This window comes from Phenylobacterium sp. LjRoot97 (assembly GCF_964254345.1).
Taxonomy (GTDB): domain Bacteria; phylum Pseudomonadota; class Alphaproteobacteria; order Caulobacterales; family Caulobacteraceae; genus Phenylobacterium.
Map to the genome: position 1 here is coordinate 2,058,244 of NZ_CAXUTH020000001.1, position 15,374 is coordinate 2,073,617.

Here is a 15,374-nt window from a genome sequence, read left to right on the forward strand (position 1 = left end):
TGTCAGGCCTGGACGGGTTCGCCGGCCAGCTGGGCCGCGCGCACCCGGCGGCGGGCCTCGACCGCCAGGGCCAGTTCCTCCAGCAGCTCGACGGACGTGCCCCAGTCGATGCAGCCGTCGGTGATGCTCTGGCCGTAGGTCAGCGGCTGACCCTCGACCAGGTCCTGGCGGCCGGCCACGAGGTGGCTTTCGATCATCACGCCGGCGATCCGCTGGTCGCCGGCGGCGACCTGGGCGGCGACGTCGCGGGTGACGGCGGGCTGGTTCTCCGGCTTCTTGCCGCTGTTGGCGTGGCTGACGTCGATGATCACGCTTTGACGCAGGCCGCTGGAGGCGAGCTCGGCGCAGGCCGCCGCGACGCCGGCGGTGTCGTAGTTGGGCGTCTTGCCGCCGCGCAGCACCACGTGGCTGTCGTCGTTTCCGCGGGTGGCGGCGATGGCGGCGCGGCCGTCCTTGCCGATCGCCAGGAAATGGTGCGGCTGGCTGGCGGCCTTCACCGCGTCGACCGCGATCCGCAGATTGCCGTCGGTCCCGTTCTTGAACCCGATCGGGCAGGAGAGGCCGGAGGCCATCTCGCGGTGGATCTGGCTTTCGGTGGTGCGGGCCCCGATCGCGCCCCAGCCCACAAGGTCGGCCAGGTACTGCGGCGTCGTCACGTCGAGGAACTCGACCGCGGCCGGCAGCCCGAGGGCGTTGACCTCCAGCAGCAGCTTGCGTGCGAGCGGCAGGCCCTCGTCGATGCGGAAGGTGCCGTCCAGGTGGGGGTCGTTGATCAGCCCCTTCCAGCCGACCGTGGTGCGCGGCTTCTCGAAGTAGACGCGCATGACGATCTCGAGCTGGCCCGCGAAGCGATCGCGCTGTGCGGCCAGTCGTCGCGCGTAGTCCATCGCCGCGACGGGATCGTGGATCGAGCATGGGCCGATGACCACGACCAGCCGGTCGTCGTCGCCATGCAGGATCTGGTGAATGGTCTGTCGGCTATCCGACACGAGGGCGCCGATGGCGTCGCTGGCCGGCAGGTCGCTCATCACCTGCGCCGGCGAGGCGAGGGGCTTGATGTCGAGGATACGTAGGTCGTCGGTGGTCACTGGTGCGCTCCGGGTGGTTTCAGTCTCCGGCGGCGCAAAAGAAAAGCCGCCAGGTGCTGGCGGCTGGGTGGGTCTTGCGTCCTATGACAGCGTGCTGTCGCGCGATCCCCTTCCTCCGCCAGCGGCATCGGAATAGCCAAAATACCAAAACGAATATTGGCTGGTGGCGAGGATCATCGCCTTCATCGATAGCGCACTGGCGGGCCGGTGTCATCCCCAAGCAACCGTGAAGCTTGAGTGCAACATCACTGTTGAATTTGGGGCACAGGTGGTTAGGGTCGCCGCTGCAATGGCGTCTCTGAGTCACGATGGCGGAACTCACGCGACGCCCGCCGCGCGGATCTGGCGGGCGTTGCAATCACGCTATGTGCTTGGCGGCGGCTACGCGCTGGCCGCGGTGCTCACGGCGGTGGCCATCCTGCTCGCCGCTTCGCCCCCCGAAACCGGGCCGCTGGCGCCCGCGTCCAAGAACATCCTGGCGATCCTCGGCCTCAACCTGGTGCTGATCCTGGCGCTCGCCGCGCAGGTCGGGTTCCGGGTGGCGACCCTGATGCGGGCGCGATCGACCGATCCGGCGGCGCGGCTGCACGTGCGGTTCGTGACGCTGTTCGCGCTGGCCGCGGTGGCGCCGGCGATGGTGGTGGCGCTGTTCTACACCGTGCTGGTCAACCGCGGCGTCGAGAACTGGTTCTCCGAGCGGGTCCAGACCGTGGTCGAGAACTCGGCGACGGTGATGCGCTCCTATGTCGACGACCAGAGCCAGTTCGTCGACGAGCACGTCACCCTGATGGCCAATGACCTGAACCGCGCCGCGCCGGCGCTGCAGGTCAGTCCCGTGACCTTCAGCCACTTTCTCGCCTACCAGGCGTCCTACCACGCGTTCCCCGCCGCCTATCTGATCGACCGGGAAGGTCGCATCCTGGCGCGGGCCGAGGCGGTGGACGTGGTCGGCTTCCAGGCGCCGCCGCCCTCCAGTTTCGCGGCCGCCGACGAGGGATCGATCTCGGTGTCGCCGAACCTGACGCGGGCGCTCACGCGGCTCACGGCCTATCCTGACGCCTATCTCTATGTGACGCGGCCGGTGCAGGCCGGGATCGTCAACCAGTTGCACGAGGCCGACCGGGCGGTGACCGCCTATCGTGAGGCGGCCGAAAGTCGTGCGCGAATTCAACGCGTTTTCGCGCTTTCCTACATCGAGACGGCGATGCTGGTGCTGGTCGGCGCGGTGTGGCTGGGCATGGGGGCGGCCAGCGCCATCTCGGCTCCGGTCGGACGGCTGGTGCAGGCGGCCGGGCGGGTCGCGGGCGGCGATCTCGACGCCCGGGTCGATACGTCCGAAGATCCGGAAGAGCTGGCCGTGTTGTCGCGCGCTTTCAACAGCATGACGCACGATCTTCAGGCCCAGCAGGCGGCGCTGAAGCGCGCCGGCGACGAGGCCGAGGAACGTCGCCAGTTCATCGAGACCGTGCTGGCCGAGGTGTCCGCCGGGGTCATCGGCCTCGATTCCGACGGCCGGATCTCGGCCGTGAACCGCCAGGCGCGCATCCTGCTCGACCTCATCGAGGGGCAGACCAGCGGGCGGCGACTGGCGGAGGTGGCGCCCGAGTTCGTGGCCATCGCCGACCGCGCCGACGCCGTCGGGGAGGCTGAGGCCGAGGTCGACGTGGCGCGGGCGCGCGAGACGCACCGGCTGCGCGTGCGGGCTAGCCGCTCGGAAGGCGGGCTGGTGCTGACCTTCGACGACATCACGCGGCTGGTCTCGGCCCAGCGCAACGCGGCCTGGCGCGACGTCGCCCGGCGTATCGCCCACGAGATCAAGAACCCGCTGACCCCGATCCAGCTCTCGGCCGAGCGCCTGCGCCGCAAGTTCCGCAAGGATGTCGCCCAGGAGGACCTGGAGACCTTCGACCGCTGCACCGACACCATCGTGCGCCAGGTCGACGGGATCGGGCGGATGGTCGACGAGTTCTCGTCCTTCGCCCGGATGCCGGCCCCGAAGTTCGCAGCGCAGGACGGCGCCGAGTTGGTCCGCGCGGCGGTGTTCGCCCAGCGGGTCGCCGCGCCGGACATCGACGTCGAGCTGCTCGACCCGACCCCGCAGGTGACGCTGGTGGCCGACGGGCGGATGCTGGCCCAGGCGCTGACCAACATTCTCAAGAACGCCGCCGAGGCGGTCGCCGCCCGCGTCGCGGTCGAGCCCGAACCGAAGGGCCGCATCACGGCGCGCCTGATCTCGGACGAGCAGGGGGTGCAGGTGATCGTCGAGGACAACGGCGTGGGCCTGCCCGACAAGGACCGCGACCGCTTGACCGAGCCCTATGTCACGACGCGCGAGAAGGGCACCGGGCTCGGCCTGGCGATCGTCAAGCGCATCCTGGAAGACCATGGCGGCGAACTGATTTTGACCGATGCGACGGGCGGACGCGGCGCCCGTGCAGTGCTGAAACTTCCCACGGCGGCGCCGGCTTCGCCCGACGCCGCCGCCGGACCTGAGCCCAGAGCTCAAGACGCAGGAGTGATGTGATGGCGGCTGATGTACTGGTGGTCGACGACGAGGCGGACATCCGTGAACTCGTCGCAGGCATCCTCTCGGATGAAGGCTATGCGGTGCGCACGGCCAACGATTCCGAGAGCGCGCTGGCCGCCATCAAGTCACGCAAGCCGGCCTTGCTGATCCTCGACATCTGGATGCAGGGCGGGGGGATGGACGGGCTGGAACTGCTCGACCTGGTCAAGACGCTGGATGCGGACATCCCGGTGATCATGATCTCCGGGCACGGCAACATCGAGACGGCGGTCAGCGCCATCAAGCGCGGCGCCTACGAGTTCCTGGAGAAGCCGTTCAAATCCGATCGCCTGCTGCTCTGCGTGGAGCGGGCGCTGGAGACCAGCAACCTCAAGCGCGAGAACCGCCGGCTGCGGGCCCAGACGATCCAGCCGGACGGGTTGATCGGCAAGTCGGTGGTCACGCAGCAGCTACGCGGCCTGATCGCCAAGCTGGCCTCGGCCAACAGCCGGGTGCTGATCGCCGGCCCGCCGGGGTCGGGCAAGGAGACGGTGGCCCGGCTGATCCATGCGGCCAGCCCGCGGACCCGCAACGAGTTCGTGGTGATCAGCGCCGCCGGCATGACGCCCGAGCGCGTGGACACCGAGCTGTTCGGCGAGGAGCTGGAAGGCGGGCGCCCGGCCAAGATCGGGGTGTTCGAGCGCGCCCATGGCGGGACGCTATACCTCGATGAAGTGGCGGACATGCCGCGCGAGACCCAGAGCCGTATTCTGCGGGTCCTGGTGGAGCAGCGATTCCGCCGCGTGGGCGGAGAGCAGGACGTGCAGGTCGATGTTCGGGTGGTCTCCTCGACCTGCCGCGATCTGCGCGAGGAGATCAATGCGGGCCGCTTCCGCGAGGATCTGTTCCACCGCCTGAACGTGGTGCCCGTCAGCGTGCCGGGGCTGTCGGAGCGGCGCGAGGATATTCCCGAGCTGATCGACTACTTCGTGAACCGGATCTGCGAGGCGACCGGCATGCCGCGCCGGCGGCTGGCCGACGACGCGCTGGCCGCGCTGCAGGTGCGGGCCTGGCCGGGCAACCTCAGCCAGCTGCGCAACAACGTCGAGCGCATGCTGATCCTCGCGGCCGGCGATCCCGGCGAGCCGATCAGCGCCGAGATGCTGCCCAACGACGCGGTGGTGAACGACAGCCCGTCGAACCTGGGGGCCGAGAAGATCATCGCCCTGCCGCTGCGCGAGGCGCGCGAGGTGTTCGAGCGCGAGTACCTCAACGCCCAGATGCTGCGGTTCTCGGGCAACATCTCGCGGACCGCGGCCTTCATCGGCATGGAGCGCTCGGCCCTGCACCGCAAATTGAAGTCCCTGGGCCTGTCGGGCGCCAGGCCCATGGAAGAAGAGGACGCGTAAGGTGGGGCGTATCGCCTATGTGAACGGGCAGTTCGTGCGGCACGGCGAGGCCGTTGTGCACATCGAGGACCGCGGCTACCAACTGGCCGACGCGGTCTACGAGGTCTGGGCCCTGTTCGACGGCAAGCTGGCGGACGCCGAGGGGCACTTCGCCCGGCTGGAACGCAGCCTCTCCGAGCTGCGCATTCCGATGCCGATGAGCCGCGCGGCCCTGACCATCGTCCTGCGCGAGGCGGTGCGCCGCAACCGGATCAGCGAAGGCCTGCTCTACCTGCAGGTCGGCCGTGGGGTCGCGCCGCGCGGACACGCCTTCCCGGACCAGCCGGTCCCGCCCGCCGTGGTGATCACGGTCTCTCCGGTCGATCGGGCGACCAGCGAGGCCAAGGCGGCCAAGGGCGTGAAGGTCATCACCACGCCGGAGAACCGCTGGGGCCGCTGCGACATCAAGACCGTCGGCCTGTTGCCCAACGCGCTCGCCAAGCAGGCGGCCAAGGAACGCGGCGCGGCCGAGGCCTGGTTCGTCGACGAACTGGGCTTCGTGACCGAGGGCGCTTCGTCCAACGCCTGGATCATCGACGCCGACGGGGTGCTGCGCACCCGCGACACCAACGCCAACATCCTGCGCGGCGTCACCCGGCGCACGCTGCTGGACGTCCTGCGCGACGAGGGCATGAAGGTCGAAGAGCGGCCGTTCACGCCCGCCGAGGCCGTCGCCGCGAAGGAGGCGTTCATCACCGGCGCCGGCAGCCTGGTGCTGCCCGTCGTGGCCGTCGACGACACGCCAATTGGAAATGGTGAGGTCGGACCGGTGGCGATGAAGCTCCGACGCCTCTATATCGAGCGCGCGAGGGCGACGGCCGTCTGATGCGAGCGGCGCGATTGCGCCGGTCACACCCGCCGGTCTAGCCTCATGCATGTGTGTGGGAGGCGTGTTGCCTCCCGGAACAGAAAAAAGGGCGACAAGCCATGTCCGGCAACGAAAAGAAACAGAACCTCCAGGACACGTTCCTGAACAGCGTCCGCAAGTCGAAGACGCCGCTGACGATCTTCCTGGTGAACGGCGTGAAGCTGCAGGGCGTCGTGAGCTGGTTCGATAATTTCTGCGTGCTTCTGCGTCGCGACGGCCAGTCGCAGCTGGTCTATAAGCACGCCATTTCCACCATCATGCCGGCCCAGCCCGTTCAGCTCTATGAACCGGCGGAAGACGAGGGCGATTGACCTCCAAGTCCATCGATCGTGAAGCGCCCCCCCAGGGGGCGCTCGTCATTCATCCCCAGCGAGACGGCCGCGACTCGGCGCGCAGCTCGCAGGCGCGTCTGGACGAGGCCGTCGGCCTCGCGCTGGCGCTCGACCTTGAGATCAGGGACGCGATCATCGCGCCCCTGCGCAAGCGCACGCCTGCGACCCTGTTCGGCAGCGGCAAGGTCGACGAGATCGGGGCGCTCTGCGCCCAGCTCGACGTCGATGTCGCCGTCGTCGACGACGCTCTGACGCCTGTCCAGCAGCGCAATCTGGAGAAGGCCTGGCAGGTCAAGGTGATGGACCGCACGGGCATGATCCTCGAGATCTTCGCCCGCCGCGCCCGCACCCGAGAAGGCATCCTTCAGGTCGAACTGGCCCGGCTGTCCTACGAGCGCTCACGGCTGGTCCGCACCTGGACCCACCTGGAGCGCCAGCGCGGCGGCTTCGGGGTCATGGGCGGTCCCGGTGAGACCCAGATCGAGACCGACCGGCGGCTGCTGGCCGAGAAGATCGGCAAGCTGAAGCGCGAGCTGGTCGAGGTTCGGCGAACCCGCAACCTGCAGCGCGGCGCGCGCCAACGTCACCCGTTCCCGGCCGTGGCGCTGGTGGGCTACACCAACGCCGGCAAGTCGACCCTGTTCAACCGCCTGACCAAGGCGGACGTGATGGCGGCGGACATGCTGTTCGCCACGCTCGACCCGACCCTGCGGATGCTGGACCTGCCCGATGGGCGCCCGGCGATCCTGTCGGACACGGTCGGCTTCATCTCCGACCTGCCGCATGAACTGGTCGAGTCCTTCCGCGCCACCCTGGAGGAGGTGAAGGAGGCCGACGTCATCCTGCATGTGCGCGACATCGCCAGCGAGGAGAGCGAGGCCGAGGCGGAGGACGTCCGCACGGTGCTCGACCGGCTCGGTGTCGACGTCGAGGAACGCAACGTCATCGAGGTCTGGAACAAGGCCGACCTGCTGGAACCCGAGGATCGCGAGCAGGTGGCCGGCGACGCCCGGCGTCACCATCCGCCGGCGGTCATGGTCTCGGCCGTGAGCGGCGAAGGTTGCGACACCCTGTTGGCGACGATCGCGCGGCTGGTGGACGACGCGCCGCCGGTGTCGGTCAAGCTCTCGGCCGCGGACGGCGCAGCCATGGCGTGGCTCTACCGGCATGGTCGGGTCACGGACCGCATCGACGACGAGGATGGCGGCGTCCGCATCGCCGTGCGGCTGAACGCCCAGGCCCTGGGCCAGTTCGAGCAGCAGTTCCCGAGAGTGGACCTGACGCCACTCTAGGCCTTCTCGGCCGCCTTGGCCGCGTCCCAGAGCGCGTCCATTTCTTCGAGGTCGGACTGGTCCGCGGACTTGCCGCGCTTGGCGAGCTCGGCCTCGATGAACTGGAAGCGCCGGGCGAACTTGGCGTTGGTCGAACGCAGCGCATCCTCCGGCTCCAGGTCCAGCTTGCGGGCCAGGTTGGCGCAGACGAACAGGATGTCGCCCAGTTCGTCGCGCATCCGGGCGACGTCACGGCCCGCCGCGATCTCGACCTCCAGCTCGGCGGTCTCCTCGCGCAGCTTGTCGAGCACGAACGAGACGTCCGGCCAGTCGAAGCCGACGCGGGCGGCGCGGGCGGTCAGTTTCACGGCGCGGGTGAGGGCGGGCAGGCCGGTCGGCACGTCGTCCAGCAGGCTCTGGTTCTTGCCCTTCCTGGCGCGTTCCTGGGCCTTGATGACCTCCCAGGCGCGGGTCTGCTCGGCGCTGGTGCGCTGTTCGTCCTCGCCGAACACATGCGGGTGGCGGCGGATCATCTTCTCTGAAATGGCGTCGGCCACGTCGTCGAAGGCGAAGGCCCCCTGTTCCTGCGCCATGCGGCTGTGGAAGACGACCTGCAGCAACAGGTCGCCCAGTTCCTCGCGCAGGTCGTTCAGGTCGCCGCGCTCGATGGCGTCGGCGACCTCATAGGCTTCCTCGACCGTATAGGGCGCGATGGTCGCGAAGGTCTGCTCCAGGTCCCAGGCGCAGCCTTCATCAGGGTCGCGCAGCCGCGCCATGATCGAGAGCAGGCGGTCGATGGGGCGCTGATCGCCGGGAGTGGAGCTCATGGACTACTCGGCAGCCTCTGCAAGTTTGGCGTCCTTCATATCGCGAGCCGCCAGGGCCGCGCGAATTTCGGCGTGGCGCTCCGAGGTCAGCGGGAAGCCCCAGACGATTATGCTGGCCGCGATCGACATCGCCGCTGGGACCGCCGCGAACAGGACGGCCAGGCCCTGGAGGCCGGTGTCGACGCCCGTGCCCTTGGGATCGAAGCCCATGGCCTGCAGCAGCGGGAAGCTGATGCCGACGGCGGCGGCCGAGCCGACCTTCACGGTGCCCGACAGGATCGCATAGAGGAGACCCGTGCGGTCGACGCCGCTGGCGAGACGTTCCTCGTCGCCGATGTCGGCCATCATCGCCCGCAGCAGGAAGGCGCCGGCCGCATAGGGCACGCCGATCATGAACATCAGAACCGCGGCCGGAATCATCGCGCCCTGGGGGATAGCGAGCGAGCACAGCGTCAGGCCGGCGTAGACGACGCCCGACACCGCCAGCGCCCGGTGCTTGGAGATCTTGTACGAGAGCCAGGTCCAAAGCGGTGCGCCGACCAGGCCGCCGATGAAGTAGATCAGCAGCAGCAGGCTGGCATCGGCGTGGGAGAAGCCCTTCACGCGGCCGAAGAAGAAGAAGAACAGGGCGCCGGTGATCGCCGGTCCCGTGCCGATCAGCAGGTCGGCGACCAGGATGCGCACCACGGTCGGGCGCTTGAACAGCGCCAGGTACTCGCGGAAGCCAGACTTCTTGACCTCGGAAACGACCGGCGGTTCGGGAACGCGCCACAGGGCCAGCGCCACCGTGATCGGCATGAGGATGACGATGAACCAGCCCATGGCCTGCACGCCGGCGCGGTGTCCGGTGACGCCCAGCAGCGGCAGCAGCGCGGGCAGGGTGAGCACGAAGATCATGCCTACGACATTGCCAGCCTGCCACCAGGCATAGATCCGAGAGCGCTGGTCGTACTGCGGCGAGAGCACGGCGGCCCAGGCCAGTTGGGAGAGGCCGGCGATTGAAACGCCGGCGTAGACCACCAGCAGCCAGAGCCAGAGATAGCCCGTGGATACGCCGGGCTTGGCCATGAACAGCATATAGGACGCCAGCATCAGCAACGGCGCGCTGATCGCGAACCAGAGCTTGAAGCGGCCGAAGCGCGAGCGCGTGCCGTCCATGACCCCGCCGATGTAGGGGTCGAAGGCCATGTCGAGCAGCCGCACCAGCATGAACGCCATGCCGACGGCGCCGAGGCTGAGGCCAAGTTCGTTTGCGTAATACTCGGGGAGATAGACCACGAGCGGCAGGCCGAGGCCCGCCAGCGGGAGACACGGGGCGGCCAGGGCCGCCAGTGTCCAGTTGGAACGCCGTTCCGCTTGCGCGGTCATCTCACTCATCCCCTGACGCTTCCGGATCTACGGGCGTCCGGCGAGCGGCGCGATCTGAACCCTCAGGCCCTGGGGTGGCAAGGCCTATCGGCGTTATCGGCCTGCGTACACATTGCCGCGGCCCAGTTGATAGGCGAAGCGGTTGAAGGCGTACTCGGCATCCGACCAGGTGGTGGTCAGGCGCGATTGGCGGATGTCGCTTTCGTACCAGTCGTAGCGGATCGGCGTGACCTCGCCGTCGACCGAGATGGCGCGACCCTCGATCTTGGCGCCGCCGACGCCGAAGCTCTCCATCGACAGCCCGGGCTTGTCGCCGAGCTGCTTGAAGGTCGGGCGATTGGGCCGCGCATCGACGAGGGTTAGTTCCAGGCGGCCGCCGGCCAGGATGCCGGTGCGGTGCATCTCGCGCTCCACGTCCTTGCGCAGTTCGGTCGCGAGGCGCTCCACGTCGCGGACGCCGTATTCCTCGGCGGCCTTCTTCTGCAGTTCAGGGCTGAGCGTGACCTCGACGCTGGCGACGGTCGGCATCGGTTCGGCGAAGGCCGACCCGACGAGGGCGAAGGTGGCGAAGGCGGTGAAAAGCAGGGCGCGCATAACTGGCTCCAAACGGAAAGGCGACACAGTCTGTCTGAGTAGATGGGGCGCACGACCGCCTGTCGCAAAGCCATCATCCAAGCGTGACCATAGTGTGGCGCGCGGCCGGGGATCAGGCTTGACCTGAAGGGGGCGGCGCCCAAGTCTGCCCGGCAGGGGACGGGCATGTTCAATCGTCAAACGGAGACGACCAGTGGCGCACAAGTTCGAAATCTATAAGGACAAGGCCGGAGAATTCCGGGTTCGCTTCAAGTACAACAGCGAAACGATGTTCTCGACGGAAGGCTATTCGTCGAAGGCGAGCGCTCAGAACGCGATCGATTCCATCAAGAAGAATGGCCCGGGCGCCGAGGTCGAAGACAACTCCTAAGCAGATGCGTCCGCCAGGCGTGCGAGTTCATCGCGCGCCTGTGCGGCGATCTCGAACGACCTGACCCGGGCCGCGTGGTCGTAGACCTGGGCGGTGACCATCAGTTCGTCGGCGCCGGTGCGGCGCACGAAGTCGGCCAGGCCCTGACGCACACGCTCGGGCGACCCGACGATCGAACAGCTCAAGCTCTGTCGCAGCATCGCCCCGCCCATCTCGTCGAGGCGGCCGTCCGGGTCGTCGACCGGCGCCGGCAGCGGCCCCGGGCGGCCCTGGCCGAGGTTGATGAAGGCCTGCTTGAGCGACGTGAACAGCCGCTGGGCCTCGGCGTCGGTGTCGGCGGCGGTGACGTTGACGCCCAGCATCACATGCGGCTTGTCCAGGTGCTCCGACGGGCGGAACTGGCTGCGGTAGACGTTCAGCGCCAGCTCCAACTGGGCGGGCGCGAAGTGCGAGGCGAAGGCGTAGGGCAGGCCCAGCGCCGCGGCGAGCTGCGCGCCGTAGGTGCTGGAGCCCAGCATCCAGAACTCGACGTCCAGGCCGGCGCCGGGCACGGCGCGGATGAGCTGGCCCGGCTTCACCGGCTCGAAGTAGTTCATCAGCTCGATCACATCGCGCGGGAAGTCGTCGATATCGCCGGCCAGCGTGCGGCGCAGGGCGCGCGCGGTCGCCTGGTCGGATCCAGGCGCGCGGCCGAGCCCCAGGTCGATACGGCCGGGATAGAGCGAGGCGAGGGTGCCGAACTGCTCGGCGATCACCAGGGGCGCGTGGTTGGGCAGCATGATGCCGCCGGCGCCGACCCGGATCGTCGAGGTTCCCTCAGCGACATAACCGATGACGACTGAGGTGGCGGCGCTGGCGACGCCGGCCATGTTGTGGTGCTCGGCCAGCCAATAGCGCTTGTAGCCGTAGCGCTCTGCGTGCTGGGCGAGGTCGCGGCTGTTGCGCAGCGACTGGGCGGCGCTGCCGCCTTCGACGATCGGCGAGAGATCGAGAACCGAGAGATCAACCATCAGCGCGATATAGGCGCTTGCTGCGCCGCTGGGAGGGGCCAAACGCCCGAGCCGACGAAGATCTCACTATCGGAACAGGGCGAGCAGCAACGACGGGCCTTGGTTGGCGATCCGCAACGCTTGGATCGCAAGCTGCATCTTGACGTCCAGGGCCGTCAGCCGCGCGCTTTCCTTGGCCAGATCGGCGTCCACCAGATTGCCGATCCCGGAATCGTAGCTGTCCTGCAGCTTGGAGCTCATCTCGAGCTGTCGGTCGAGCGCCTTGCCGCCGACTCCGAGCTTCGAGAGCGCGGACGACACGCGCTGTGACGAGGCCTCCAGCGCCTTGATGTCGGCCGAGGTGACGCCGCCCATCAGGTCGGCCAGGGTCGAGGAGATCGCCCCGCCGGTGGTGGAGAGGTCGACGTGATCGACGTTGATCGTGGCTGTCGCCTTGGTGTTGGCCAGGGCGCGAATATTGCCGGTGGAGCCGGCCGAGATCAGGTTCACGCCGTCGAAGCTGGCGTTGGAGGCCACCAGGTCGATCTGGCGGCGCAGGGCGACGTACTCGTCGTTGAGCGCCTGGCGGCTGGCGGTGCTGAGGCCGGCCTCGGTGGCGGCCAGCGCCTTTTCCTTCATCTGCGAGAGGATGTCGGAGATGGTTTCGCCCGCGGTCATGGCTGTGTCGACGATCGACTGGCCGAGCTGCAACGAGCTCATCACCGCGTCGAGCGACTTGGATTCGGCCCGCATGTTCTGGGCGATCGCCCAGATGGCGGGATTGTCCTTGGGGCCGGCGATCTTCAGGCCGGTCGAGATCCGGCGCTGGACTTGGGCGTATTCCGTATTGATGGCGTTGAGGCTCTGCAGCGCGATCATGGCGCTGGTGTTCGTATTGACGCTGTTCAGCGGCATGACGAAGCCTCGGTTCCAAGGGAGCGGGCGCGCGCGTCCGCAGGGCGTTTTGCCCCACGCTCAGATTGCCCGCAGCAGCGTTGCAGCTTCGTTACCGCGCGCGGTTAAGCGGCGCTGGCGGGTCAAGGGCGGGGCGGCCCCGGGGCATGGAGCCGCCCCCTGCGGCCGCGCGCATGGGGGCGCTGCGCGGCCGCGTAGGATCAGAAGCGGTAGGCGGCGCTGACCAGCAGGCGGTCGCGCTTGCGGTCGCCGTCGAAGTCGGTGCGGTCGTACTCGGCGCGGACGGCGATGTTGTCGGACATCGCGAACTCGGCTCCGACGCCGAACAGCTTGCCGTCGACGTCCTTGTCGCTGCGGATCACCGTGGAGTTGTTGGTGAAGCGGATCTCGCGCTCGAAGTCCTGGCGCGCCCAGCCGGCGCGGCCGTAGAGCATCAGGTTGTCGGTGGCCAGGAAGCCCAGCCGCGCGGTGACGTCGTAGCCGCGGCCCGGATCGACCTTGACCCGCGCGGTGTCGACACGGCTCTCGATCTTCTTGTCGCCGCCGCTGATCCCGGCCTCGGCGCCGATCACCACGCGCTCAGACACTCGCAGGTCGTAGCCGGCGAAGGCGCGGTAGGCGAAGCCGCTGGCGTCGTTGTCGGCCTTGCGGGCGAAGCCCGGAATGGCGTCTTCGGACTGGACTTTCGAGCCGCCGATCCCGGCGCCGACGTGGAAGCCCTGGAACGGCTCGGCGCTGGCGGCAGACGCGCCGAGCGAGAGGGCGCCGGCCAGGGGGGTGATCCAGAATTTCATACTCAACTCTCCTCGGAAGCGCGGCCGCAACTCGACCGTGCGAGGATCATTTGAGCGGCCAATGTGGAGCTTGGGCGCAGGCCGCGCCGAGCGAAGGCCGAGAGGCGAGGACGTTCAGGCCGGCAGACGGATCTCGAAGCAGGCGCCGCCGCCGGGGCGGGCGAACGCGATCGCCGTGCCGCCGTGCGCCTCGGCGATCGCCTTCACGACGGCCAGGCCTAGGCCCGTGCCGCCGGCGTCGCGCGAACGCGATTCGTCGGCCCGCCAGAACCGTTCGAACACGCGCTCTTCGTCGCCGACGCGCAGGCCCGGACCGCGGTCCAGCACCCGCAGATAGACCATGCCCTCGCCACGGCGGGTCTCGACCCGGGCCACGCCGCCGGCCAGGGCGTAGCGCCGCGCGTTCTCCAGCATCACCAGCAGCACCTGGCGCAGCCGCGCGGGATCGGCGCGCACCGGCGCCGCGCGCAGGTCGCGTTCGATGGTCAGGCCGGCGGCGGTGAAGTCCGGCGCCAGCGCATCGACCGCCGCCTCGATCTCCTGCGCCAGGTCGAGGTTGGCCGGTTGCAGCAGGAGCCGGCCGGCCATGGCCAGGCTCAAGGTGCGCAGGTCCTCGACGATCTGGGTCAACGAGTCGACCTGCAGGATCAGCCCGGCCAGGCCCTTGCTGTCGGGCACGAACACGCCGTCGGACATGCCCTGCAGCCGGCCGCGCAGCACGGTCAGCGGCGTGCGCAGTTCGTGGGCGATGGCCGCCACGCTCTCGCGCATGTCGCGCTCGGCGCGCTGCATCTCGTCGGCCATCAGGTTGAAGTCGGCGATCAGCTGGTGGGTTTCGCCGGCGCCGCCGCCGGCCTCCGGCTGCAGGACGCGCGCGCCCAGGTCGCCGCCGGCGACGCGCCGGGCGGTCGCGGCCACCCGGTGCAGGGGATCGCTGATCGTCCGGGCGAACCACAGCGCGGCGGCGACGCCGGCGGTCAGCGCCACGGCGCCGCAGACGGCCAGGGCGCCGAGCTCCATCAGGCTCAGCTGCGTTTCCAGGCCTTTGTGGACGTCGAGCAGCACCTGGAAGTCGGTGGGCTGCGGCAGCTTGTTGGCCTCGATGGCGTGATAGGCGGCCAGCGCCTGCGGCGGCATCTGCAGCCGCAGGACCTTATCGAGGATCAGGTAGTACAGCGCCATGCCGCCGATCATGATGATCACGGAGAGGACGACGACAGCCGTCATCGCCGCGACCAGCTGGGCGCTCAGCTTCCAGGGGCGGCGCGGCAGGCGGCGTAGGCGGCTCATGGCAGGTGGGCGAGCCGGTAGCCGACGCCGCGGACGCCCTCCAGCAGCTCGGCGGCTCCCGCCGCTTCCAGCTTGCGACGCAGGTTCGAGACGTGACTGTCGACCGTACGCTCCAGCGCGTCGCCGTCGGGCAGGCAGGCGTCGAGCAGCTCGGCGCGGCTGAACACCTTTCGCGGCGTGCGCGCCATGTGTTCGAGCAGCCGGAACTCGGTGAGCGTCAGGTCGAGCGCCTTGGACTCGACGTCGCCGATCACCACGACGGAATAGGCCTGGGGGTCGATCTCCAGCGGGCCCAGGCGCAGCAGGTGGCTGACGCCGCGGGCCTGGGTGCGGCGCAGGACCGCGCGGGCGCGAGCGACGAGTTCGAGCGGATTGAACGGCTTGACCACATAGTCGTCGGCCCCGATGCGCAGCGCCGACAGCTTGTCGAGGTCCTCGGCCAGAGCGGTGGCCATGATCACCGGCGTATCGCCGCGGCGGCGGATTTCCGCCAGCACCTCGAACCCGTCGGCCTTGGGCAGCTTGACGTCGAGCACGACGAGGTCAGGGCGCAGCATCCGATGGTGCTGCAGCGCCGTCACGCCGTCGCCCGCCCGCACCGTCCGAAAGCCGTCGCGGCTGAGATAGGCGTCGAGGATCTCGGCGATCTCGGGCTCGTCTTCGACGATCAGGATGAGGGCGTTGTCCATGGGGGCCACGAGCGGGGCGATTGTG

The 15,374-nt window shown here is 68.9% G+C and carries 15 protein-coding genes; 6 read left to right on the plus strand and 9 right to left on the minus strand.

The window, feature by feature from the left end; all coding sequences use genetic code 11:
- Positions 1-2: 2 nt before the first annotated feature.
- Positions 3-1,088, minus strand: coding sequence for a 3-deoxy-7-phosphoheptulonate synthase (locus ACSQ2H_RS10315; RefSeq protein WP_436061309.1), 1,086 nt, complete (start codon positions 1,086-1,088; stop codon positions 3-5).
- Between the two features lie 289 nt (positions 1,089-1,377).
- On the opposite strand from ACSQ2H_RS10315, the gene ACSQ2H_RS10320 reads away from it, so the two are divergent.
- The 5 genes from ACSQ2H_RS10320 to hflX all read left to right on the plus strand — a co-directional run bounded on the left by ACSQ2H_RS10320 (position 1,378) and on the right by hflX (position 7,534).
- Positions 1,378-3,612 carry an ATP-binding protein gene (locus ACSQ2H_RS10320; RefSeq protein ID WP_436061310.1) on the plus strand — a complete coding sequence of 745 codons (2,235 nt, stop codon included), beginning with the start codon at positions 1,378-1,380 and terminating at the stop codon, positions 3,610-3,612.
- On the plus strand, positions 3,612-5,003 hold the full coding sequence (ntrX, locus tag ACSQ2H_RS10325; protein WP_436061311.1) for a nitrogen assimilation response regulator NtrX: 1,392 nt from the start codon (positions 3,612-3,614) through the stop codon (positions 5,001-5,003). The genes ACSQ2H_RS10320 and ntrX overlap by 1 nt, the downstream gene beginning before the upstream one ends.
- Position 5,004: 1 nt before the next feature.
- Positions 5,005-5,868, plus strand: a complete 864-nt coding sequence (locus ACSQ2H_RS10330) for a D-amino-acid transaminase (RefSeq protein WP_436061312.1) — start codon at positions 5,005-5,007, stop codon at positions 5,866-5,868.
- Positions 5,869-5,969: 101 nt separating this feature from the next.
- Positions 5,970-6,221, plus strand: a complete 252-nt coding sequence (gene hfq / locus ACSQ2H_RS10335) for an RNA chaperone Hfq (protein WP_183770024.1) — start codon at positions 5,970-5,972, stop codon at positions 6,219-6,221.
- Entirely contained in the window at positions 6,218-7,534 is a 1,317-nt protein-coding gene (gene hflX, locus ACSQ2H_RS10340; protein ID WP_436061313.1) for a GTPase HflX, read from the plus strand. Before hfq ends, hflX begins: the two co-directional genes overlap by 4 nt.
- On the opposite strand, the gene mazG is transcribed toward hflX, so the two are convergent.
- The 3 genes from mazG to ACSQ2H_RS10355 form a co-directional block, all read right to left on the minus strand.
- Positions 7,531-8,340 (minus strand): nucleoside triphosphate pyrophosphohydrolase, encoded by an 810-nt coding sequence (gene mazG, locus ACSQ2H_RS10345; RefSeq protein ID WP_436061314.1) that lies wholly within the window; start codon positions 8,338-8,340, stop codon positions 7,531-7,533. The genes hflX and mazG overlap by 4 nt on opposite strands.
- 3 nt (positions 8,341-8,343) lie before the next feature.
- Positions 8,344-9,708 carry an MFS transporter gene (locus ACSQ2H_RS10350; RefSeq protein WP_436061315.1) on the minus strand — a complete coding sequence of 455 codons (1,365 nt, stop codon included), beginning with the start codon at positions 9,706-9,708 and terminating at the stop codon, positions 8,344-8,346.
- 93 nt (positions 9,709-9,801) lie between these two features.
- Entirely contained in the window at positions 9,802-10,302 is a 501-nt protein-coding gene (locus ACSQ2H_RS10355) for a hypothetical protein (RefSeq protein ID WP_436061316.1), read from the minus strand.
- Between the two features lie 193 nt (positions 10,303-10,495).
- Between ACSQ2H_RS10355 and ACSQ2H_RS10360 the strand changes: the two genes are divergently transcribed.
- Complete coding sequence (locus ACSQ2H_RS10360) at positions 10,496-10,672, plus strand: YegP family protein (protein ID WP_267230088.1); 177 nt, start codon at positions 10,496-10,498, stop codon at positions 10,670-10,672.
- Here the strand turns inward: ACSQ2H_RS10360 and ACSQ2H_RS10365 are convergent.
- The 5 genes from ACSQ2H_RS10365 to ACSQ2H_RS10385 form a co-directional block, all read right to left on the minus strand.
- Positions 10,669-11,682, minus strand: a complete 1,014-nt coding sequence (locus ACSQ2H_RS10365; protein WP_436061317.1) for an LLM class flavin-dependent oxidoreductase — start codon at positions 11,680-11,682, stop codon at positions 10,669-10,671. The genes ACSQ2H_RS10360 and ACSQ2H_RS10365 overlap by 4 nt on opposite strands.
- Before the next feature lie 66 nt (positions 11,683-11,748).
- On the minus strand, positions 11,749-12,576 hold the full coding sequence (locus tag ACSQ2H_RS10370; RefSeq protein WP_436061318.1) for a flagellin: 828 nt from the start codon (positions 12,574-12,576) through the stop codon (positions 11,749-11,751).
- A 200-nt stretch (positions 12,577-12,776) separates the two neighbouring features.
- Positions 12,777-13,370 (minus strand): porin family protein, encoded by a 594-nt coding sequence (locus tag ACSQ2H_RS10375; protein ID WP_436061319.1) that lies wholly within the window; start codon positions 13,368-13,370, stop codon positions 12,777-12,779.
- 114 nt (positions 13,371-13,484) lie between these two features.
- Positions 13,485-14,660: a sensor histidine kinase gene (locus ACSQ2H_RS10380; protein WP_436061320.1), complete on the minus strand. Its 1,176-nt coding sequence runs from the start codon at positions 14,658-14,660 to the stop codon at positions 13,485-13,487.
- Positions 14,657-15,349 (minus strand): response regulator, encoded by a 693-nt coding sequence (locus tag ACSQ2H_RS10385; protein WP_436061321.1) that lies wholly within the window; start codon positions 15,347-15,349, stop codon positions 14,657-14,659. Before ACSQ2H_RS10385 ends, ACSQ2H_RS10380 begins: the two co-directional genes overlap by 4 nt.
- Positions 15,350-15,374 lie beyond the last annotated feature (25 nt).

Excerpts from the sequence above, each read along its gene's own strand:
- ACSQ2H_RS10385 (WP_436061321.1), bottom strand. The coding sequence starts at position 15,349 with ATGGACAACGCCCTCATCCTGATCGTCGAAGACGAGCCCGAGATCGCC.
- ACSQ2H_RS10320 (WP_436061310.1), top strand. The coding sequence starts at position 1,378 with ATGGCGTCTCTGAGTCACGATGGCGGAACTCACGCGACGCCCGCCGCG.
- ACSQ2H_RS10370 (WP_436061318.1), bottom strand. The coding sequence starts at position 12,576 with ATGCCGCTGAACAGCGTCAATACGAACACCAGCGCCATGATCGCGCTG.
- ACSQ2H_RS10355 (WP_436061316.1), bottom strand. The coding sequence starts at position 10,302 with ATGCGCGCCCTGCTTTTCACCGCCTTCGCCACCTTCGCCCTCGTCGGG.
- ACSQ2H_RS10365 (WP_436061317.1), bottom strand. The coding sequence starts at position 11,682 with ATGGTTGATCTCTCGGTTCTCGATCTCTCGCCGATCGTCGAAGGCGGC.
- hfq (WP_183770024.1), top strand. The coding sequence starts at position 5,970 with ATGTCCGGCAACGAAAAGAAACAGAACCTCCAGGACACGTTCCTGAAC.
- ACSQ2H_RS10350 (WP_436061315.1), bottom strand. The coding sequence starts at position 9,708 with ATGACCGCGCAAGCGGAACGGCGTTCCAACTGGACACTGGCGGCCCTG.
- ACSQ2H_RS10380 (WP_436061320.1), bottom strand. The coding sequence starts at position 14,660 with ATGAGCCGCCTACGCCGCCTGCCGCGCCGCCCCTGGAAGCTGAGCGCC.
- ACSQ2H_RS10375 (WP_436061319.1), bottom strand. The coding sequence starts at position 13,370 with ATGAAATTCTGGATCACCCCCCTGGCCGGCGCCCTCTCGCTCGGCGCG.
- mazG (WP_436061314.1), bottom strand. The coding sequence starts at position 8,340 with ATGAGCTCCACTCCCGGCGATCAGCGCCCCATCGACCGCCTGCTCTCG.
- ntrX (WP_436061311.1), top strand. The coding sequence starts at position 3,612 with ATGGCGGCTGATGTACTGGTGGTCGACGACGAGGCGGACATCCGTGAA.